The organism is Oscillibacter sp. (assembly GCF_032018205.1).
Taxonomy (GTDB): Bacteria; Bacillota; Clostridia; order Oscillospirales; family Oscillospiraceae; genus Oscillibacter.
Map to the genome: position 1 here is coordinate 47,468 of NZ_DALZOY010000006.1, position 19,409 is coordinate 66,876.

General features: G+C 57.8%; 18 protein-coding genes. 10 read left to right on the forward strand and 8 right to left on the reverse strand.

The features are described 5' to 3' along the window. Nucleotides 1-69 precede the first annotated feature (69 nt). From RTU96_RS06270 to RTU96_RS06285, 4 genes are all read left to right on the forward strand, one after another. On the forward strand, nt 70-681 hold the full coding sequence (locus tag RTU96_RS06270) for a DUF1643 domain-containing protein (protein WP_312635611.1): 612 nt from the start codon (nt 70-72) through the stop codon (nt 679-681). 161 nt (nt 682-842) lie between these two features. Beyond that, nucleotides 843-1,100: a hypothetical protein gene (locus RTU96_RS06275; protein WP_293009811.1), complete on the forward strand. Its 258-nt coding sequence runs from the start codon at nt 843-845 to the stop codon at nt 1,098-1,100. A gap of 20 nt (nt 1,101-1,120) precedes the next feature. Further along, a complete protein-coding gene (locus RTU96_RS06280; protein WP_312635612.1) occupies nt 1,121-1,570 on the forward strand; it encodes a hypothetical protein in 450 nt (149 codons plus the stop codon). 13 nt (nt 1,571-1,583) lie between these two features. Beyond that, the gene (locus RTU96_RS06285) at nt 1,584-2,000 is read left to right on the forward strand and encodes a hypothetical protein (protein ID WP_312635615.1); all 417 of its coding nucleotides are present in this window, start codon (nt 1,584-1,586) and stop codon (nt 1,998-2,000) included. Nucleotides 2,001-2,037: 37 nt separating this feature from the next. Here RTU96_RS06285 and RTU96_RS06290 read toward each other — a convergent pair whose 3' ends face one another. From RTU96_RS06290 to trpS, 4 genes are read right to left on the reverse strand one after another with little or no spacing between them, the layout of a single operon-like run. Next, nucleotides 2,038-2,793, reverse strand: coding sequence for a hypothetical protein (locus RTU96_RS06290; protein WP_312635617.1), 756 nt, complete (start codon nt 2,791-2,793; stop codon nt 2,038-2,040). A 26-nt stretch (nt 2,794-2,819) separates the two neighbouring features. Next, nucleotides 2,820-3,971: a non-hydrolyzing UDP-N-acetylglucosamine 2-epimerase gene (wecB, locus tag RTU96_RS06295; RefSeq protein WP_312635618.1), complete on the reverse strand. Its 1,152-nt coding sequence runs from the start codon at nt 3,969-3,971 to the stop codon at nt 2,820-2,822. Continuing rightward, entirely contained in the window at nt 3,971-5,248 is a 1,278-nt protein-coding gene (locus tag RTU96_RS06300; protein WP_312635619.1) for an MraY family glycosyltransferase, read from the reverse strand. The genes wecB and RTU96_RS06300 overlap by 1 nt, the downstream gene beginning before the upstream one ends. A gap of 60 nt (nt 5,249-5,308) precedes the next feature. After that, a complete protein-coding gene (gene trpS, locus RTU96_RS06305; protein WP_312635621.1) occupies nt 5,309-6,316 on the reverse strand; it encodes a tryptophan--tRNA ligase in 1,008 nt (335 codons plus the stop codon). Between the two features lie 220 nt (nt 6,317-6,536). Between trpS and gltX the strand changes: the two genes are divergently transcribed. The 6 genes from gltX (at nt 6,537) to RTU96_RS06335 (ending at nt 14,586) form a co-directional block, all read left to right on the forward strand. Further along, a complete protein-coding gene (gene gltX / locus RTU96_RS06310; RefSeq protein WP_312635622.1) occupies nt 6,537-8,036 on the forward strand; it encodes a glutamate--tRNA ligase in 1,500 nt (499 codons plus the stop codon). Between the two features lie 57 nt (nt 8,037-8,093). After that, entirely contained in the window at nt 8,094-9,101 is a 1,008-nt protein-coding gene (gene asnA, locus RTU96_RS06315) for an aspartate--ammonia ligase (protein ID WP_312635623.1), read from the forward strand. 438 nt (nt 9,102-9,539) lie between these two features. After that, nucleotides 9,540-10,223: a response regulator transcription factor gene (locus tag RTU96_RS06320; protein WP_294854444.1), complete on the forward strand. Its 684-nt coding sequence runs from the start codon at nt 9,540-9,542 to the stop codon at nt 10,221-10,223. Then, nucleotides 10,216-11,133, forward strand: coding sequence for a HAMP domain-containing sensor histidine kinase (locus tag RTU96_RS06325; RefSeq protein ID WP_312635625.1), 918 nt, complete (start codon nt 10,216-10,218; stop codon nt 11,131-11,133). The genes RTU96_RS06320 and RTU96_RS06325 overlap by 8 nt, the downstream gene beginning before the upstream one ends. A 114-nt stretch (nt 11,134-11,247) precedes the next feature. Continuing rightward, the gene (locus RTU96_RS06330) at nt 11,248-11,916 is read left to right on the forward strand and encodes an ABC transporter ATP-binding protein (RefSeq protein WP_312635627.1); all 669 of its coding nucleotides are present in this window, start codon (nt 11,248-11,250) and stop codon (nt 11,914-11,916) included. A 12-nt stretch (nt 11,917-11,928) separates the two neighbouring features. Next, nucleotides 11,929-14,586, forward strand: coding sequence for an ABC transporter permease (locus RTU96_RS06335; RefSeq protein WP_312635628.1), 2,658 nt, complete (start codon nt 11,929-11,931; stop codon nt 14,584-14,586). Nucleotides 14,587-14,682: 96 nt separating this feature from the next. Here RTU96_RS06335 and RTU96_RS06340 read toward each other — a convergent pair whose 3' ends face one another. The 4 genes from RTU96_RS06340 to RTU96_RS06355 are packed head-to-tail and all read right to left on the reverse strand — an operon-like array spanning nt 14,683 to nt 19,388. After that, entirely contained in the window at nt 14,683-16,092 is a 1,410-nt protein-coding gene (locus tag RTU96_RS06340) for an aminopeptidase (protein WP_312635631.1), read from the reverse strand. Continuing rightward, complete coding sequence (locus tag RTU96_RS06345; RefSeq protein WP_312635633.1) at nt 16,079-17,752, reverse strand: L-threonylcarbamoyladenylate synthase; 1,674 nt, start codon at nt 17,750-17,752, stop codon at nt 16,079-16,081. Before RTU96_RS06345 ends, RTU96_RS06340 begins: the two co-directional genes overlap by 14 nt. Before the next feature lie 37 nt (nt 17,753-17,789). Continuing rightward, nucleotides 17,790-18,851 carry a peptide chain release factor 1 gene (prfA, locus tag RTU96_RS06350; protein ID WP_312635635.1) on the reverse strand — a complete coding sequence of 354 codons (1,062 nt, stop codon included), beginning with the start codon at nt 18,849-18,851 and terminating at the stop codon, nt 17,790-17,792. Nucleotides 18,852-18,887: 36 nt separating this feature from the next. After that, nucleotides 18,888-19,388 (reverse strand): hypothetical protein, encoded by a 501-nt coding sequence (locus tag RTU96_RS06355; RefSeq protein WP_293008969.1) that lies wholly within the window; start codon nt 19,386-19,388, stop codon nt 18,888-18,890. Nucleotides 19,389-19,409 lie beyond the last annotated feature (21 nt).

Below are 19,409 nucleotides of genomic sequence, written 5' to 3' on the forward strand. Positions count from 1 at the left end.
AACACCCGATTTGCATTTTTGCCCCGGGCCTGCTACACTGAAGAAAATTGTCGAAAAGGAGCCGCGCCCATGCATATTCCCAGTTCCACCACCGGAGAAATTGAGGTCCTTTCCTTTGACGCGGCGCTGGAAGCCGCGCTGCGCCCCAACCCGGCTTACGACGCCGACAAGTGGCTGTACGTTCCCAACGCTTATTCCGAATACCGTTACATTCTGGGCACTCGGGGGGAAAAACCCCTAATTTGCTTAGGGATTAACCCCTCCACCGCTGTGCCGGACAAGCTGGACCCCACCGTCAGCTCCGCCCGGCGCATCGCCCTGAACAACGGGTACGACAGCTTCCTCATGTTCAATGTCTACGCCCAGCGGGCCACCCGGCCCAACGACATGGAGCACTCCTGCAACGCCTATCTCCACGGAGAAAACCGCAGGGCCTTTGCGTATCTCCTGTCCCTGTCTCCCCGGCCTGCCGTCTGGGCCGCGTGGGGCAATATCATTGAAAAGCGGCCCTATCTGATGGACTGCCTGCGGGACTTCGCCGGGGAGGGCCGCTCCGCCGGGGCTAACTGGTTTTCCGCAGGCCCTCTCCTGAAATCCGGGCATCCCCACCATCCGCTGTATCTCCGGCAGGACACGGCCCTGTTGGATTTTGAGATTGACACATATCTGAGCGGACGGTAAACTTCTTTCACCGTCCCGCACGAAAATTCCCGCTTTGATAAAGGCCTTCCCACGAGGAATACCTTGTCCAAGCGGGAATTTTCCGATAAGGCGCACTTTTTTTTCAATTCGTTCATATACTGCCTTGACAACGATTGTTCAACCACCGACAGGAGGCTATCATGGACGACAAGACCAGACAGACCATTAACCAGCTCAATCAGGACCCGGCCACGGTTCAGCGCCTGCTTACCTCGCAGGACGGACGCAGGCTGGTGGAAATGATGTCCCAAGCAAACGGAGGCGCTGCCATACAGCAAGCGGCAATGAGCGCCATGCGAGGCGACTCCACCCGGATTACGCAGATGATTAACCAGCTGATGCAAAGCCCCGAAGGGGCTGCACTGGTAGAACGCATCAATCAGGCAACCCAAAAATAAACCGAAAAGGGGCGGACGGAATGGCGGAATTTGAGGATAAGCTGAACGCGATACTGTCGGACCCCAACAGCATGGCGCAGATTATGCAGCTTGCGCAGTCCATTGGCGGGGGGAACGGCTCTGCCCCGGCCTCTCCGCCAGGGCAGGCGCAGGGCGGCTATCCCCCGTATTCTCCGCCGGGGCAGGGCTATCAGGCCCCCCCGCCGGGGAATTATCCTCCCCCGCCGGGACCTGCCCCCGGGGAAAATCCCCTGAGCTCCTTACTGGGCAGCATCGACCCGAGCACCATTGCCCGCCTGATGCCCCTGATTGGAGAGCTGGGCAGTCACCAAAACAACAACAGCCGTGCGCTGCTGTATGCTCTGCGCCCCTACTTAAAGGTCGAACGGCAGACAAAAATCGAACGGGCGCTCCAACTGGCGCGCATTGTCCACATTGGGAAAAAATTCATCGCAAACTGGGAGACGTAAGGGAGGATGAGGGATGTATAACCGCTATATCCGCAACGACGACGGCTCTTATTCCCGCATTCCCGAAGAGGACGCACGGTCCGGTCCCGGAGGACCTTCTCCGTCCAGCGGCGGTTTTGGGCCCGGTCCCGGTGGACCTCCTCCCCCGCCCAGCGGCGGCTTTGGAGCTGGGCCCGGCGGACCCCCTCCCCCGCCCGGCGGCGGGGGAGGAGGGCCGTTTCCGCCCCCCAAGGACCCATTTTTTGGCCCGCCGCCCCCTCCGCTTCACGGCGAAGGCTTCTCCGCCACGCTGCGGCGGTTGCTGGATAAGCTACATTTGGACAACGTGGATTCCGGTGATCTGATTCTCCTTCTGATGATCTTCTTCCTGTTCCGGGAAGAAGCGGACGAGGAGCTTTTAATCGCTCTGGGTCTTCTGCTGATCCTTTAAAAAACGGCTTTCCCGCAGTGGGAAAGCCGCTTTTTTCCTATTCAATTGCGGTCAGCACCGTTCCGTCGGGAAGTGTAAAATCCTGGGTGACGGGGCCAGCCGCATCCAGCGTGAGAGAACCCATGCGATAGATTGTCTCGCCGTATTTCAACCACTCTGCCGCCGCCAGAAGGCCCGTATCCACACTGATCCAGTACCGCAGGACAAAGCCGTTTTCATCCTCTCCCGTTTCCACATAGATACAGTTGACCCCGGAAAGAGATCGATAGTCTGCCTTTTCAATTTGATTTACCGGCAGGGCAAGCACATCCTCATAGGTGGGGACGCCCTGCTCCTGATCGGCGGCGATATCTCCGGCGGGACATTGATAAACCTCGGCTTGGCTGCCGTACCAGATATACGTGGTGGTTCCGTCGGTGAGAGAGTGGCGGATTTGCTGGCCCTTCGGCGCGTAGTCCGTTCTGGTCCAGTCGCCGCTGACGGAGACAAGCACCTGTGTTGTGCCGCTGCCGCCGGTCCAAAACCGCTCCTCGGCAATGCTCCGCCGGTAGGCGGCGGGGCGCTCAAGCGACTCAATCGCAGACTGCACCGTCCCCGGCGCCACGGCAATCAACGCAATGCCGCCGTCCTCTCCGCCGCCCGAAGCCGAAGAATCCCCCGTGGGCAAAACGGTATCCGGCAGCACAATGCGGGAGGAACGGCGCAGGCCATTGCTCAAAAGAATTGCCACCACCAGCAAAATCAGGATGACAAATCCGGCAACGGTAAATTTTCCAACCTTGCTGTTTCTCATGAGGCCCCCCTCTCCGCACGTCCGGCTCAGACGCCGGAATAGTCCTCCGGCGGGTCGCGGCGCAGGCCGAAATGCCACTCCACCGCGTCCGCAATGCGCCCGCAGGCACGTCCGTCGCCATAGGGATTCACGGCGCGGGCCATTTTGTCATAGGCTTCCCGGTCCCGCAGCAGACGGGTGGCCATAGTCACAATATCGTCCTGCGCCACCCCGGCAAGCTTCACCGTCCCGGCGGCCACGGCCTCTGGCCGCTCCGTCTCCCGCCGCAAAACAAGCACGGGCTTGCCGAGGGCGGGGGCCTCCTCCTGAAGTCCTCCCGAGTCGGTCAGCACCAGATAGCACAGGGCCATCAGGTTGTGCATTTCGTCGGCAGGCAGCGGGTCGATCAGGTGGATCCGGGGTGCGCCCCGGAGATATTGGTCCACGCTCTCCCGCACCACGGGGCTGAGATGAACGGGATACACCAGCTCCACATCCTTGTTTTCTTCTGCAATCCGACGCAGGGCAATCATGATGTTTTTCATGGGCTCGCCGTAATTTTCCCTGCGGTGGCAAGTGACAAGACACACTTTTTTCTCCCCGTAGGGAAGGCGGTTCAGCTCCTCTGTGGAAAAATAAAAGCCGGGACGGACGGTGGTACGCAGCGCGTCAATCACTGTATTGCCGGTAATAAACAAATCCCCCCGCACACTCTCCCGGCGCAGGTTGTCCCGGTTGCCCGCCGTGGGACAAAAATGAAGATCCGCCAGCCGGGAGGTCATCACCCGGTTCATTTCCTCCGGAAAGGGAGAATACTTGTCATAGGTTCGTAATCCTGCCTCCACATGGCCCACCTTCACCTGATGGTAAAATGCCGACAGCGCCCCCGCGAAGGTAGTGGAGGTATCTCCATGCACCAGAATTAAATTCGGTTTCAGCGCATCAATAGCCTCATCCATCCCCAGAAGGCACTTGCTGGTGATGGTGGAAAGCGTCTGCCGTGGGGTCATAATGTCCAAATCCCAGTCCGGCTTCAGGTCGAAAACCTCCAGCACGGAGTCCAGCATCTGACGATGCTGAGCGGTGACGCAGCAAAGGCTCTCGATCCCCTCCCGGGCAGCAAGCTCCTTAACGAGCGGCGCCATTTTAATGGCCTCCGGCCGGGTGCCAAAGACGCTCATGACGCGAATTTTCTCCATTACTGATCCTCCTCTCCTTCCCAGCCGTCCGGCTCTTGCGCCTTCGGCTCGGCGTCTGCCAAAGCCGAGGCTGTCTCATCCTGCGGAGCTTCCAAATTCCCGTCGCGGGGACTGGGAAGATTTTCCTGTTCCGATTCCTCCCCGGCGGGAGGAGCGGCAACTTCCGCATTCTCCTGCTTTTCGGCGCGGTGTCCGTGGTCCCTCAGCTCCTCCATCTCCTCGTGAAGCTCTTCCCGGACCTCCTTGGGGAAGATCACTCTGGCGGCCACCACAGCCACCACGCACAGCGACACGAAGAACATCATGGCCCGCAGCTCCCCGCTGGTGGTAAGCACCACAGCGCTGAGGCCCAGAATCGCGGAAATCACGTACAGCGTGGCAACCGCCTGCTTCTGGTTCAATCCCATGTCGATCAGGCGGTGGTGAATGTGGCTCCGGTCCGCCTGCATGGGGCTTTGCCCGTGGGCGAGGCGGCGGAGGATGGCAAAGGCCGTGTCGAAAATCGGCAGGCCAAGAATCAGAAACGGCACCGCGAAGGAAATGATGGCCCAGGACTTAAACAGCCCCTCTACGGACATGCAGGCCAGAATATACCCCAAAAACGTGGCTCCCGTGTCCCCCATAAACATCTTGGCGGGATTGAGGTTATAGGGCATAAACCCCACGCACGCACCCACCAGCGCCGCCATCACCACGGCCACCTGCACCTCGCTCACAAGCAGGGAAATCACCAGCACGGTGGTGGCAGAAATGGCAGACACGCCGATGGCCAGTCCGTCCAGCCCATCGATCAGGTTCACGGCGTTGGTAATGGCCACAATCCACAGCACGGTCACGGGAATGGACAGCACGCCCATGTCCCAATAGGGATTGGGAGAAAAGAGGTTGGGATTGCTCAGTACATGGATTTGCACGCCGTTCAGCGTGGGAATCAGGGCCGCCCCAATTTGGATCAAAAACTTAAATTTGGCGGGCAGCGGCGTGATATCGTCCACCACGCCCAGCACCACGATGATCACCGCTCCCAGCAAAATGCTGCGGAACTGATTTGTCATTTTAGCAAACAGCAAAATGCTGACGATAAAGCCCAGAAAAATAGCCAGCCCCCCCAGCCGGGGGATAGGGATATGGTGCATCCGGCGGTTATCCTTGGGCACATCGATGGCGCCCACCTTATAGGCGAACGCCTTCACCACCGGAGACGCCAGAAAGCTTACCACCAGCGCCACCACCAAAGCCAGAAACACCCCGGCCAGCAAGTTTGTATTGATTAGCATTGCGACAACGTTTCCTTTCACCGCGCGCTTTTTCAGCCTTCATGGCGGCGCGCGCCGTAATCACCGGTCGATAAAGCCGACCTTTTTGTAAACCTTGCCCAGCGTCCGCCCCGCCACGCGGGACGCTCGCTCCGCGCCGTCGCGGTAGATGGCCTGAAGGGCCGCTTTGTCCGCAAGCAAACGCTCCGTCTCCTCCCGGATGGGGCGCAACAGCTCCACCACCGCTTCACCCACGGCGGCCTTGAAGTCCCCGTAGCCGTGCCCGGCAAATTCCGCCTCGATGGCGTCAAAATCCCGATTTGTGCACACGGAGTAAATCTGCATCAGGTTGGACACGCCCGGCTTTTCCTTCTGGTCATACCGCACGCAGGCCTCGGAATCCGTCACCGCCTTTTTGAACTTGCGCAGAATATCCTCCGGCTTTTCCAGCATATAAACGCAGCCGTTCTGGTCCTTATCGGACTTGCTCATCTTGCTTTCGGGAGAGGACAGGCTCATAATCCGCGCCCCCACCTTGGGAATATAAGGCTCGGGAACCTTGAACACGTTGCCGTAAATCCCATTGAACCGGGTGGCAATGTCCCGGCAGATCTCCACATGCTGCTTCTGGTCGCCGCCCACCGGCACCAAATCCGCCTGATACAGCAGAATGTCCGCCGCCATCAGGGCCGGGTAGGTAAACAGGCCTGCATTGACGTTTTCCGTGTTTTTTGCGGACTTGTCCTTAAACTGGGTCATACGGCTCAGCTCGCCGAACATGGTGTAGCAGTCCAGCACCCAGCCCAACTGGGCGTGGGCCGGGACGTGGGACTGAATGAACAACGTATTTTTCTGCGGGTCCAGGCCGCAGGCAATATAGGCTGCCACCTGTGTCAGCGTACGCCGCCGAAGCTCCGCCGGCTCCTGCCGGACCGTGATGGTGTGCATATCCGCCAGCATATAAAAGCAGTCGTACTCGTCCGCCAGCGCCGCCCAGTTGCGGATGGCCCCCAGATAGGAGCCAAGGGTCAGGTCGCCGGAGGGCTGAATTCCGCTGAGAATCCGCCGTTTAAGCGTCTCGTTTTCCATGATACCACCTCAAAATCCGCCGCTCTCGCGCCCTTTGGCCAGAAAGCGGCAATATAGCCTAATTATTGTAGCACGAAGCATTGGAAAGTGCAATCTGTTTTGGTGATTTTAGCCCGGCGCGTGCGGCTTTGCCCCGGCCGCGTTTACCGCAGGAAACCCCTTGACATTCCGGGCTGCAAAAGCGATAATAAATTGTTAAACAATACATGGAGGTAAATTCATGGCCACAGATAAAGCATTCTTTGACGAAATGGAGTCCCGCATCCCCAAGGGGAAAGTCCGCACCCGTTTCGCCCCCTCCCCTACCGGCTATATGCACGTGGGCAACCTGCGCACCGCACTGTACACTTGGCTCATCGCCCGCCACGCGGGGGGCACCTTCCTCCTGCGCATTGAGGACACCGATCAGGGCCGCCTTGTAGAGGGTGCCACCGACGTCATCTACAAGACAATGGCTCAGTGCGGCCTTGGTCACGACGAAGGCCCGGACGTGGGCGGCCCGGTAGGCCCTTATATCCAGTCGGAGCGGCGGGAGCTGTACGGAAAGTACGCCGAGCTGCTGGTGGAAAAGGGCTTTGCTTACCGCTGCTTCTGCGGCAAGGAGGAGGACGAGGCGCAGGAGGTTGCCGAGGGCGTGAAGGTCAAAAAGCACCAGTGCGGCTGTCCTGACCTCCCCTTCAACGAAATTCAGGTCAAGCTGGACGCGGGCAAACCTCATGTCATCCGCCAGAGAATCCCCCGTGATGGCAGCACCACCTTCCATGACGTGACCTTCGGTGACATCACCGTGGAAAACGACACGCTGGACGATCAGGTGCTCATCAAGTCCGATGGACTGCCCACCTACAACTTTGCCAACGTGGTGGACGACCATCTCATGGGCATCACCCATGTGGTCCGGGGCAGTGAATACCTCAGCTCCGCACCCAAGTACAATTTGCTGTATCAGGCCTTCGGCTGGGAGATTCCCACCTATGTCCACTGCTCTCCCGTCATGCGGGACGCGCACAATAAGATGTCCAAGCGCCACGGAGACCCCTCCTATGAAGACCTGATCGCCCAAGGGTATCTCACTACCGCCGTTCTGAATTATGTCGCCCTGCTGGGCTGGGCGCCTAAAGGTGAGCAAAAAGAGCAGGAGATTTTCTCTCTGGACGAACTGGTGGAGGCTTTCGACATTGCGGGAATCTCCAAGTCCCCTGCGATTTTTGACATGGCAAAGCTGGATTACTTCAACGCCACCTATCTCCGCGCCCTTGCGCCGGAGGAATTTGCGAAAATTGCGGAGCCATATATCCGCCAAAGCGTGAAAAAAACCGCCATCAACCCCGCGGACATTGCCGCGCTGTTGCAGGCCCGGTGCGAAAAGCTGACGGAAATTCCGGAAAAGGTGGACTTTTTTGACGCGCTTCCCGCCTATGATGTTGAATTTTATGTCAATAAGAAGTCCAAAACGGATAAGGACATTTCCAAGGCGATGCTCTTGGCCGCTATCTCCACGCTGGAGGCCCTGCCCACTTGGGACACGGACGCAGTCCATGGCGCGCTGACGAGCCTTGCGGAAAAGTTGGAGGTAAAAAACGCCACGCTGATGTGGCCCGTGCGCATCGCGGCGGCGGGTAAGCTGGTGACGCCCGGCGGCGCGGTGGAAATCTGCCGCATTCTTGGGCAAGACGAAACGCTGAAAAGACTGCGCCACGGCCTCTCCCTGCTGGGCTGAGCGCTGATTGAGACTTCTCCATAAGAAATTCAAATTCAGAAGGATGGGTAGCCCAACATGAGTAAAATTGTGATTCCCGCCGGTTACAAAATGCCCCTGACCAACAACCAGCTTCAGCGCGCCATCGAATTTATCCACGCCGACTTTCAGAAGAATTTGACAGAGCGGCTGGACCTTCACCGGGTTTCCGCCCCGCTGTTCGTGGACGGGGCCACGGGCCTGAACGACGACCTTAACGGCGTGGAGCGCCCTGTGAGCTTTGACATCCCCGACGTAGGGACCGACGGGCAGGTGGTTCACTCTCTCGCCAAGTGGAAGCGTCTGGCGCTGAAGCGGTATGAGTTCAAAGCCGGAACGGGCCTGTATACCGACATGAACGCCATCCGCCGGGATGAGGAGGTGGACAATCTCCACTCCGTGTACGTGGACCAGTGGGACTGGGAGAAGCACATCCAGCGCGAGGACCGAAACCTCCAGTACCTCAAGGATACCGTCCGCACCATTGTTGGCTCCATCTGCGACACGGCCGAGGATCTGCGCAAGAACTATCCGGCGCTCACCTTCCGCCCGGACCGGGACGTGTTTTTCATCACCACGCAGGAGCTGGAGGACCGTTTCCCCGACCTGACTCCCAACGAGCGGGAGAAGGCCGTTTGCCAGAAGCACCGCACCGTGTTCCTCATGCAGATCGGCGGGAAGCTCAACTCCGGGAAGCCTCACGACGGCCGCGCCCCGGACTATGACGACTGGACGCTGAACGGCGACATCCTCATGTGGAATCCTGTGTTGGAGCGCAATTTCGAGGTTTCTTCCATGGGCATCCGGGTGGACGAGGCGGCGCTGGACCGCCAGCTCGCCCTCTCCGGCCACGACGAGCGGAGAAGCCTCCCCTTCCATAAGATGCTGCTAAGCGGTGAGCTGCCTCAGTCCATCGGCGGCGGCATCGGTCAGTCCCGGCTGTGCATGTTGCTGCTTGGCACCTGCCACATCGGCGAGGTTCAGGCCAGTCTTTGGGACAAGGACACGATTGCCGCCTGCGAAGAGGCGGGTATCATTCTTCTGTAAGTCTTCCTGTGCCTTCAATAAGTTCCCGGCCCAGCCTTTCGGCGGGGTTTCATAGGGGCAAAAAGTGAACTGGGTATCAATCTCCGTGACAGGGCGGACAGTTTTTGCTGTCTGCCCTGTCCTTTTGCGTACGTGCCAAAGCCCGTACTGTATGCTGTGGCGTTGCTGGCAGCGGCAAGACTCCCGCATGGTGATGAATTACAATTTGAAATCTTCATTCATTGTGGTATCATTACCGTACAGACAAAATCCGTAATGCACAGAAAACCACAAACGATTGGCTTTACCAAAAGCCGATATTGACGCCGAGTAGCTCAAGCAGCTTTTTATTTTTCGGAGAAATTGGAGCGTATCATTGAGTTGTAGGAGACTTTTCGTAAAGCAACGCAAGCTCTGAGGGGCAGAGTAAGGGTAAATTGAAAATGAAGGAGGAAAATGATGAAGCGTATTATGATTGTCGAAGACGACCGCAATCTAAACCATGGCCTGTGTCTTGCGTTAAAGGATCAGGAGTTTCAGATTATTCCGTGTTTTGATCTGAAATCCGCGCGTGAGCTGCTTGCCGATGGCGCGCCGGATCTCATTTTGCTCGATATTAACCTTCCGGATGGCAGCGGACTTGCCTTGCTTCACGAGATAAAAGTCAGGAGCGAATCCGTTCCGGTGATTCTTTTAACTGCCAACGATACTGAGATGGATGTGGTGACGGGGCTGGAACACGGTGCGGACGACTATATCACCAAGCCCTTTAGTCTGGCGATTCTTCGCGCGAGGGTCAAGGCGCAGATGCGCCGTGACGTGCCTCCGGCATCCAACACGTCTGTTCTGGAAATTGACGGCTATCGGTTTGATTTTGAGCAGATGGCATTTTATCAGGAGGATACTCCCGTTGAGCTAAGTAAAACGGAGCAGAAGCTTCTCCGTCTGCTGGTGGAAAATCGGGGCATAACGATGACCCGTGCGGTTCTTCTGGATCGCATCTGGACAGACGGCGCGGACTATGTGGATGAAAATGCGCTTTCTGTCACGGTCAAACGGCTGCGGGACAAGCTGGACGCCGCGCGGTATATCAAAACTGTCTACGGTTTAGGGTATGTATGGGTGGTGAAGCAGGATGAATGACCGGAATTTACTCCTGCTTCTCCTTGCGCTGGCAGGCATTCTCCTGTGTGCGGCGCTCGTGCTGCTGGAGCGCCGAAACACAAGAAACGTGATGAAAAGGCTCAGTCAAATGCTGGATAGCACTATGGACGGAAGCTTTGCGGAACACACCTTTGACGAAAGCCTACTCTCGGCTGTGGAAAGCAGATTCAACCAATATTTAGCCGCATCCTCGGTATCCGCACGCAATTTAGCCGCAGAAAAGGAAAAAGTCAAGGAATTATTGGCGGATATCTCTCACCAGACCAAAACGCCGATTGCAAATATTTTGCTCTATGCGCAGTTGTTGGAGGAGCAGAACCTGCCGGAAGAAAGCGTGGTTTGTGTGGCGGCGCTGCGGGGACAGGCGGAAAAGCTGAGCTTTTTGATTGCCGCTTTGCTGAAGCTGTCGCGGCTGGAAACAGGTGTGATTACCCTCCACCCTGTCCTGAACGCCATTGCCCCGATGGTTGAGGAAGCGGCAAACCAGCTCGCGCCCAAAGCTGCGGAAAAAAAGATTCAGATAACCGCGAACTCTACGGACGTCCGTGCGGTGTTTGACCGGAAATGGACCACGGAAGCACTCTGCAATCTGCTGGATAACGCCGTCAAATACACGCCCTCCGGCGGCAGCATCCGGATTTCGGCTGAGGAATACGAGCTGTTCTGCCGGGTTGATGTCGCAGATACGGGAATTGGCATCTCAGAAGCGGAGCAGGCAAAGGTATTTTCCCGTTTTTATCGCTCACAGACCGTCAGCGAGCAGGACGGTGCGGGAATCGGCTTATATCTGACCCGCCAGATTTTGGTCGGTCAGGAGGGATATATCAAAGTGACTTCGGCCCCCGGCCGCGGCTCGGTTTTTTCCATGTTCTTGCCCCGTCAGGCCTGAATTCTTGCAAAACTGTTAGAATTGCCTGTCCGCCGGAAAGATTCTGGAAAGAAACGTGCGATAGAATCTGCATGGTATCAAACCTTGCAGACTTTATCTTTGGAGGCAGATATTATGACAATTTTGCAGACCCATGATTTAAAAAAACTTTACGGTACCGGTGAAAACGCGGTTCACGCGCTGGACGGTGTCAGCTTGCAGGTGGAAACAGGTGAATTTGTGGCCATCGTCGGCACGTCCGGCAGCGGTAAGAGTACGCTGCTGCATATGCTGGGCGGACTGGACCGCCCCACAAGCGGCACGGTTACAGTGGATGGCAAGGACATTTTCTCCCTGAAAGACGAGGCGCTGACAATATTCCGCCGGCGCAAGATTGGATTTGTGTTCCAAAACTACAATCTGGTCCCGGTGCTCAATGTTTATGAAAACATTGTGCTGCCCATTCAATTGGACGGCAACACGCCGGATCGCCCCTATGTGGATAGCATCATCGAAACGCTGGGACTTCCCTCCAAGCTGCAAAACCTGCCGAATAATCTTTCCGGGGGCCAGCAGCAGCGGGTTGCCATCGCCCGGGCCTTGGCCGCCAAGCCTGCCATCATCCTTGCGGACGAGCCAACCGGGAATCTGGATTCTAAAACCAGTCAGGATGTTTTGGGTCTCTTGAAGGTCACAGGTCAGAAGTTTTCCCAAACCATTGTAATGATTACCCATAACGAAGAGATCGCCCAACTGGCAGACCGCATCGTCCGTATCGAAGACGGCCTGATCGTTTCTCGATAAGGGGGCCGGATCATGAATGTAGCCAACGGGAAATGCATCCGCGCGCTGAGCATGAAAAGCATGAAAGCGGCAAAATCACGAAACCTGATTGCGATTCTTGCCATCGCCTTGACCGCCGTGCTGTTTACAACCCTGTTCACAGTGGCGCTTTCCATCAACGACTCTTTTCAGCAGGCAAATTTCCGACAGGCCGGAGGCTGGAGCCACGCCGGATTCAAGTATCTAACACAGGAGCAGTTTGAAGCGATCAAAGGCGATCCGCTCATTAAACAGTATGGGCTGCGCCGCTTTGTTGGTATGCCGGAGGGCTCGCCCTTTCTCAAGTCCCATGTAGAGGTGGGGTACAGCGACGAAAACCAGGCCCACTGGATGTACTGCGACCCCATAGAGGGCCGCCTGCCCGCCGAAGGCACCAAGGAAGCCGCCACCGACACAAGGGTGTTGGAGCTGCTGAGTGTCGAGCCGGTATTGGGAAACGAGTTCACCATGACCTTTGACGTGGACGGCACGGAGGTAACGGAATCTTTTGTCCTGAGCGGCTGGTGGGAATATGACGAAGCGGTTGTCGCAAACCACGTTCTCCTCCCCCTGAGCCGTGCTCAGGCGATTTATGACCAAGTGGGCGTCGGCAGCGGCATTGGCAATGACGGAATGACCGGCTCGTGGAACATGGATGTCATGCTGGGAAGCTCCCTGCACATCGAACAGGACTTAAAAACAATCCTTGCAAATCATGGCTACCAGACGGAAAGCCGCTCCTCAGGAGACAATTATATTGCAGTTGGCGTAAACTGGGGGTATAGCGGCGCCCAGCTTGCCGACAGCATGGATTTCTTTACCGCCGCCGCAATCGTGGGGCTATTGCTGATTATTATTTTTACGGGCTACCTGATTATCTACAACGTATTTCAAATTTCGGTTTCAAACGATATTCGCTTCTATGGCCTGCTGAAAACCATCGGCACAACGGGGCGGCAGCTGCGGCGCATTATCCGCCGCCAAGCACTGCTGCTTTCCTTCATCGGAATCCCCATCGGATTGCTGATTGGCTACGCCGTCGGGATTATGCTGACCCCTGTAATCCTTTCCCGGCTCAACGGCGTTGTGCAGGATACGGTATCGGCAAGTCCGCTGATTTTTATTGGTTCGGCGCTTTTTGCGTTGGTCACCGTGCTGATTTCCTGCCGCAGACCCGGACGGCTGGCGGCAAGAGTATCCCCCGTGGAGGCGGTTCGCTACACCGAGGGGACGGCAGGTAAAAAGGCAATACGCAAGTCTCAGTCAGGCGCATCGCTGCCAAAAATGGCATGGGCAAATCTGGGGCGCAGTCGAGGCAAGACGGCGGTTACCGTGGCATCATTGTCCCTTGCGGTACTTCTGCTTAATATCACGGTCACTTTTACAAACGGCTTTGACATGGACAAATATTTGTCTAACATGGTTTCCGATTTCATCGTATCCGATGCGGGTTATTTTCAGACAGGAGCACTTTGGGGCGCCGACCGGGCGCTGCCCGCGGATACGATTACCGCTCTGGAAGCCCAGCCCGGAATTGAGAGCGGGGGACGTGTCTACGGCAAGACCAGTCCGGTAGAGGAATTCATCACGGAGGATTATTTCCGCACCCTGTATGGGGTGTGGAACGACGCGGAAACGCTGAATTCTCAGATTGCCTTTGCGGAAAAGAATGACGCAGGGCTGCTGGCCGAACGGACACAGCTTTACGGTATGGAGCGCTATGTCCTTGATAAGCTGCCCGTGCTGGAGGGCGATTTGTCCAAGCTCTACGAGCCGGGAGGACGCTATGTCGCGGCGGTCTATTCCGACGACGACTACGGCAATCCTCAGCCGGACTCTCACTGGGCAAAGCTGGGTGATACCGTTACGCTGCGCTACGTGGAGGAATACGAGTACTACGACCCGGATACGGGGGAGATACTTGACCCGGGCAATATCCCGGATGACCAGCCCTTCCGGTACAGGGCCAAAGCTTATCGGGACATTGACTATGAAGTGGCAGCGCTGGTCACCGTGCCCAATACCCTCAGCTACCGCTATTACGGCGCTGACGAGTTCATCATGAACGACCAGACCTTTTTGAATGACAGCGGCACCAGCGACGTGATGTACTACGCCTGCGATGTGAGCGACGAGAGCACAGCCGGTATGGAGGCTTATTTATCCGAGTTGACAACGAAGCAGCAGACGCAGCTTGATTATGAGAGCAAGGCGACTTATGTCGCGGAATTTGACTCCTTTCGGAACATGTTTTTGATGCTGGGGGGCGTGCTGAGCTTTATCGTGGGGCTTGTAGGCGTGCTCAATTTCCTCAACGCAATTTTAACCGGGATTCTCACGCGCCGCCGGGAGCTTGCCATGCTTCAGGCCATCGGCATGACTGGCAGACAAGTGAAAATGATGCTGGTTTGGGAGGGGCTGTATTACGCGCTGGGCGCAGTGTCCGTATCGCTGGTTCTCAGCCTTGCCTCCGGACCTCTGCTGTCCAGAGTGCTGGAGAGCACGTTTTGGTTCTTCACCTATCGGTTTACCGCCTTACCCATATTGTCATTGGCGCCGGTCTTTGCTCTTCTGGGCATCGCAGTGCCGCTGGCAGTATACCGGGTGGCTGCCAGACACCCCGTTGTTGAGCGCTTGAGAGAAACGGAATAGCCGATAGCTGCTCTTTCTTCCGCAGAAGGCGGCAATCTGCATAAAACAGGAGGGATGCCACGGCATCCCTCCTGTTTTCCGTATGCTGGTCGCAAGTTATTTGCGTGCTAAAAACACGGCCTTCATGCCCTTATAGGTTTCGTAGCAGTCCAGCTTCGCCACCACCTCAAAGGGAGCGTGCATACTCAGCACCGGAACGCCCGCATCCAACGTGGCAATGTTGCGGTTGGCCATATAGGCCGCCACTGTGCCACCGCCGCCTGCGTCCACCTTGCCCAGTTCTGCGATCTGCCAAAGCACGCCTGCCTCGTCGAACAGAGAACGGACATAGGCCACTGTCTCCGCGTCCGCGTCGGACGCGCCGGACTTGCCCCGTGCGCCGGTATACTTGCAAAGTCCCACGCCGTGGTTCAGCCAGGCGGCGTTCCGCTTTTCAAACACATCAGAGAAATTGGGGTCAAACGCAGCCGTCACGTCCGCGCTGAGACAGAAGGACTTCTCCAAGCACACCCGCAGAGGAACACCCTGCGCTTCGCACAAATCCTCCATAAAAGTGTCAAACGCGGCGGACTGCAAGCCGGTTACGCCGTCGGAGCCGATCTCCTCCTTGTCCGCCAGAACGCACACCGCCGTCTTCTCCGGCGTTTCCTCCAAGTCCACCAGCGCCCGGAACGCCGCGTAGGCGCACACCCGGTCGTCGTGGCCGTAGGCGCCGATCATACTGCGATCCAGCCCGATGTCGCAGGACATCGAGGCAGGGACGGCCTCCAGCTCAGCGGAGGTCAAATCCTCCTCCACGATGCCGTATTTTTCGTTGAGCAACTGCATCACCGCCAGCTTTACCCGGTCGCTGCCCTCGCTGTCCGGCAAGGGGCGGCTGCCCAGCAGCAGGTTCAGCGTTTCACCGGGAACCGCCTCGCCCAGCGGCTTTTTGTTCTGCTCCGCCCCCAGATGGGGCAGGAGGTCTGTGATGATCAGCTTGGGGTCCCCCGGATCCGCGCCGATGCGCACAGAAACTGTCTCCCCGCTTTTCAGCGCCACCACGCCCCGAAGCTCCAGAGGCACGGTGGTCCACTGATACTTACGGATACCGCCATAATAATGGGTTTTGAAATAGGCCAGCTCACCGTCCTCATACAGGGGATTGGGCTTCAAGTCCAGCCGGGGCGAGTCAATGTGGGCGGCGGCAATCTGCGCGCCGACGCTTAGCGGCTGCTTACCGATACGGGCCAGATACACGCTCTTGCTCCGGTTGCAGAAATACAGCTTGTCCCCAGTTTTCAATTCCATGCCCCGGGTGAAAGCACGGAATCCTGCCGCCTCCGCCAGACGCACCAACTCCCCTGCACACTCCCGCTCGGTCTTCCCCGCATCTAAGAATGTCCGGTAATCCGCGCAGTAGGACTCCATGGTCTTCTCGTCCTTGGGATCGAACTGGTCGTAGCCGTGCTTTTTCCCGGCGAGAAGCTTTTCGCGCAGGTCCTTCGTCTTTTTATTTTCTGCCATTTGCCTTATCCTCCTTAATCTGCTCAATCAGACGTATGAAAAATTCCTTCGCCGCCTCCCGAAACGCCTTGGGCGTCTCGGCGGTGTTGCTCAGCTCCCGGTCGCATTTCTCCCGGAAATAATCGTCCTGCTGCTGGGCGGAGACACGGAGCCTTGCATACTTTTCGTCGATTCCGTCTCGCTCCATAATCCGCCGTACCCGCATTTCGATGGGCGAGGTCACCGCCACGGTGCAGTCGCACAGCCTGTCAATGCCAGACTCAAAGAGGTTGATGGCATCCAGCGCGCAGAGCTTGCCCTGAAAAGCGGCAATCCGCCGCTCCAGCTCCGGACGCAGGAAACGGAACACGATGTCGTTGAGCTGGTCCAGCCGGTCGTTATCTCCGAAGACCAGCTCGCCCAACGCCTTGCGATTCAGTGCCCCATTGGGGTTAAAGACCTGTGAGCCAAAGGCGCCTGCGATCGCGTCCCGCAAGCCCGGGTCGGTGTTCAGCAGCTCGTAATACACCGCGTCACAGTCCAGCGCCAGCCCGCCTAAATCCTCCACGGCCTTCAGTGCGCTGGTTTTCCCCGCGCCGGTTCCGCCGGTGAGACCAAGGATGATGCGCTCCTCCTCCACGTCCACCACGTTGAAGCCCGCCGCCTTTTTCAGTCGGTTGCCGATGGCCAGCCCTAGTCCCCGGTTGTCGGGGCACTGAGCCAGAATTTCCGTCACGTTGCCTGTATCAAAGGCCCGCAACGCGTCGAACACGCGCTGGGCCTGAATCTCCTTGTCGTCCACGGGGCCAAGTAAATGGGTTTCATAGCCCTGAAACAGGGATTCAAACTCGTCAAAACAGATGACGCCCACACCGGGCTTCAAACGCTGAACAACGGCCTGCGCCGTCCTCCGGGGATTCCCGGTGAACACGGTGACGGCGGCCTTGGGTGCGTAATGGCGGTATTTCATGCCGGGGGCTTTGGGCGCTTCGCCCTCCCCCAGCGGCGCGGAGACGGCCTTGTCCACCTCGATCTCCCCCAGCACCCGTTGGAGGTCTTCCAGCGGAAGTCCGCCGGGGCGCAGCATCCGGGGCGGCGAAACGGTCAAATCCACGATGGTGGACTCCACCCCCACAGTGCAGGGACCGCCGTCCACAATTCCCTCAATTCTGCCGTCCATATCCGCCGCCACGTCTGCGGCAGAGGTACAGCTTGGGCGACCTGATAGATTGGCGGAAGGTGCGGCGATGGGCACCCCCGCATAGCGGATGATAGCCTGCGTCACCGTATGGGCCGGACAGCGAACGCCCACTGTATCCAGTCCTGCCGTCACTGCGGCGGGGATGGCGGGGCTTCGCTTTAAAATCATGGTGAGAGGACCGGGCCAAAAATTTCGCGCCAGCGTATACGCCAGCGGCGGTACATCCACGCAGAACCGGGGCAGCCACTGGGCGGAGGGAACATGGATGATCAAAGGATTGTCCTGCGGCCGTCCCTTCGCCTCAAAAATCCTATGCACCGCCTCTTCGTCCAACGCATTGGCCCCCAGGCCATATACCGTCTCTGTGGGCACGGCCAGCAGCCCTCCGGAGCGAATAATATCGGCGGCTGTCTGAATTTTTTCCTCCACAATCCGCTGCTGGCCCTTGATGTTGGTTAAATCAATAAATTTTGTCTCCATGCGGTTACCTTCTGTTTTACGCGGGCTTCGCCCGTTTTTATTTTTCCTGCTTTCGCAGCTTTTCCGCCGTGTCGGCGGCGATCAGCGCGTCAATCAGCTCGTCCAGCTCGCCGTTCATCACACTGTCCAGCTTGTACAGCGTCAGGCCAATCCGGTGGTCTGTCACCCGGCTCTGTGGAAAGTTATAAGTGCGGATGCGCTCGCTCCGGTCTCCGCTGCCCACCTGACTGCGGCGGCGGGCGGCCTGATCCGCGTCCCGCCGGGCAAGCTCTGCCTCGTACAGCCGGGAACGCAGCACCTTCATTGCCTTTTCCCGGTTCTTGTACTGGCTCCGCTCGTCCTGACATTCCACCACCGTCCCGGTGGGCACGTGTGTGATGCGGATGGCAGACTCCGTTTTGTTGATGTGCTGCCCTCCCGCACCGGAAGCGCGGAAGGTGTCTATCTGCAAATCGCCGGAGTCAATGGCAAATTCCACTTCCTGTGTCTCCGGCAGCACGGCAACGGTGGCAGCGCTGGTGTGGATGCGTCCGGCAGACTCCGTCTCCGGTACCCGCTGCACCCGGTGGACCCCGCTTTCAAACTTGAACCGGGACCATGCGCCGTCGCCCTCTACCAGAAAGCTAATTTCCTTTACGCCACCCAGCTCCGTGCGGTTTTCGTTGACAACATCCACAGAAAACCCCCGTTTTTCGGCGTACATGAGGTACATTCGAAAAAGGGACGCTGCAAACAGCGCGCTTTCCTCCCCGCCGACGCCACCCCGGATTTCCACCACCACGTTGCGCCCGTCGTCCGGGTCCCGGGGCAGCAGCAGGGGCTTTAGCGCCGCCTCCAGTCGTTCCGACTCCGCCCGTGCCTCTGGCAGTTCCTCCTGTGCCATGGCCCGCAGCTCCGGATCGTTCAAAAGCGCCTCCGTCTCCCGCAGGCGGCGGTTTGCCCGCGCCCAGACGGAGAAAGCCTCCGCCACCGGAGCAAGCTCCTTCAGCTCTTGATTCACCACCCGCAGCCGGTCCGCATCACCATAAACCGACGGGTCGCCAAGCTGGGTTTGCAGCGCGTCGTACCGGACCGCAATCTCTTTTAGTTTTTCAAACAAGCAGTTTGCCTCCCCTCTTTTATGCCGGGAAGGCCGCTAACTCTGACACTCCCGCCCCTCCAAAAACGCCCGGGTCCGCCGGAGAAATTCCTCCTGCCAAAAGTGATAGCCCACGGACCCGGCTCGCAAAGATACGGCGGTTTGATGGGGTTGGGAAAGATACTTGTCCATCTGGTCGTAAATCTCCTCGTATTTGGCGTTTCCACCCCGAAGCAGCACATAGGATACGTCGGTCAGGAGATGCCCCTGCTCCTGCAAAAAGCTGCGCACGGCGCTGCTGCACCGCCCGGCCCAAACCGGCGTTCCAAGAATCACCAACTTATAATTCGTCAGGGGCTTTTCCGTTTCAAAGGGCTGGAGCGTCTCCACCGTGCGGCGCATGGCGTCCATTCCGCTGCGTAAAAAGCCCTTCACGCCGGAACGGTTCACTCCATCCTTTAATTCCACCAGCTCCGCGTCCAGCGCAGCGGATAGCTCTTGCATCGCCGTCTTGGTGTTCCCCGTGCGGGAGTAATACATACATAAAATATCGCTCATAAGACCTCCCTGCTTCTCTTG

Bases quoted from the DNA above. Each gene is read 5' to 3' on its own strand.
- RTU96_RS06270 (WP_312635611.1), top strand. From the start codon at position 70: ATGCATATTCCCAGTTCCACCACCGGAGAAATTGAGGTCCTTTCCTTT.
- RTU96_RS06275 (WP_293009811.1), top strand. From the start codon at position 843: ATGGACGACAAGACCAGACAGACCATTAACCAGCTCAATCAGGACCCG.
- RTU96_RS06280 (WP_312635612.1), top strand. From the start codon at position 1,121: ATGGCGGAATTTGAGGATAAGCTGAACGCGATACTGTCGGACCCCAAC.
- RTU96_RS06285 (WP_312635615.1), top strand. From the start codon at position 1,584: ATGTATAACCGCTATATCCGCAACGACGACGGCTCTTATTCCCGCATT.
- RTU96_RS06290 (WP_312635617.1), bottom strand. From the start codon at position 2,793: ATGAGAAACAGCAAGGTTGGAAAATTTACCGTTGCCGGATTTGTCATC.
- wecB (WP_312635618.1), bottom strand. From the start codon at position 3,971: ATGGAGAAAATTCGCGTCATGAGCGTCTTTGGCACCCGGCCGGAGGCC.
- RTU96_RS06300 (WP_312635619.1), bottom strand. From the start codon at position 5,248: ATGCTAATCAATACAAACTTGCTGGCCGGGGTGTTTCTGGCTTTGGTG.
- trpS (WP_312635621.1), bottom strand. From the start codon at position 6,316: ATGGAAAACGAGACGCTTAAACGGCGGATTCTCAGCGGAATTCAGCCC.
- gltX (WP_312635622.1), top strand. From the start codon at position 6,537: ATGGCCACAGATAAAGCATTCTTTGACGAAATGGAGTCCCGCATCCCC.
- asnA (WP_312635623.1), top strand. From the start codon at position 8,094: ATGAGTAAAATTGTGATTCCCGCCGGTTACAAAATGCCCCTGACCAAC.
- RTU96_RS06320 (WP_294854444.1), top strand. From the start codon at position 9,540: ATGAAGCGTATTATGATTGTCGAAGACGACCGCAATCTAAACCATGGC.
- RTU96_RS06325 (WP_312635625.1), top strand. From the start codon at position 10,216: ATGAATGACCGGAATTTACTCCTGCTTCTCCTTGCGCTGGCAGGCATT.
- RTU96_RS06330 (WP_312635627.1), top strand. From the start codon at position 11,248: ATGACAATTTTGCAGACCCATGATTTAAAAAAACTTTACGGTACCGGT.
- RTU96_RS06335 (WP_312635628.1), top strand. From the start codon at position 11,929: ATGAATGTAGCCAACGGGAAATGCATCCGCGCGCTGAGCATGAAAAGC.
- RTU96_RS06340 (WP_312635631.1), bottom strand. From the start codon at position 16,092: ATGGCAGAAAATAAAAAGACGAAGGACCTGCGCGAAAAGCTTCTCGCC.
- RTU96_RS06345 (WP_312635633.1), bottom strand. From the start codon at position 17,752: ATGGAGACAAAATTTATTGATTTAACCAACATCAAGGGCCAGCAGCGG.
- RTU96_RS06355 (WP_293008969.1), bottom strand. From the start codon at position 19,388: ATGAGCGATATTTTATGTATGTATTACTCCCGCACGGGGAACACCAAG.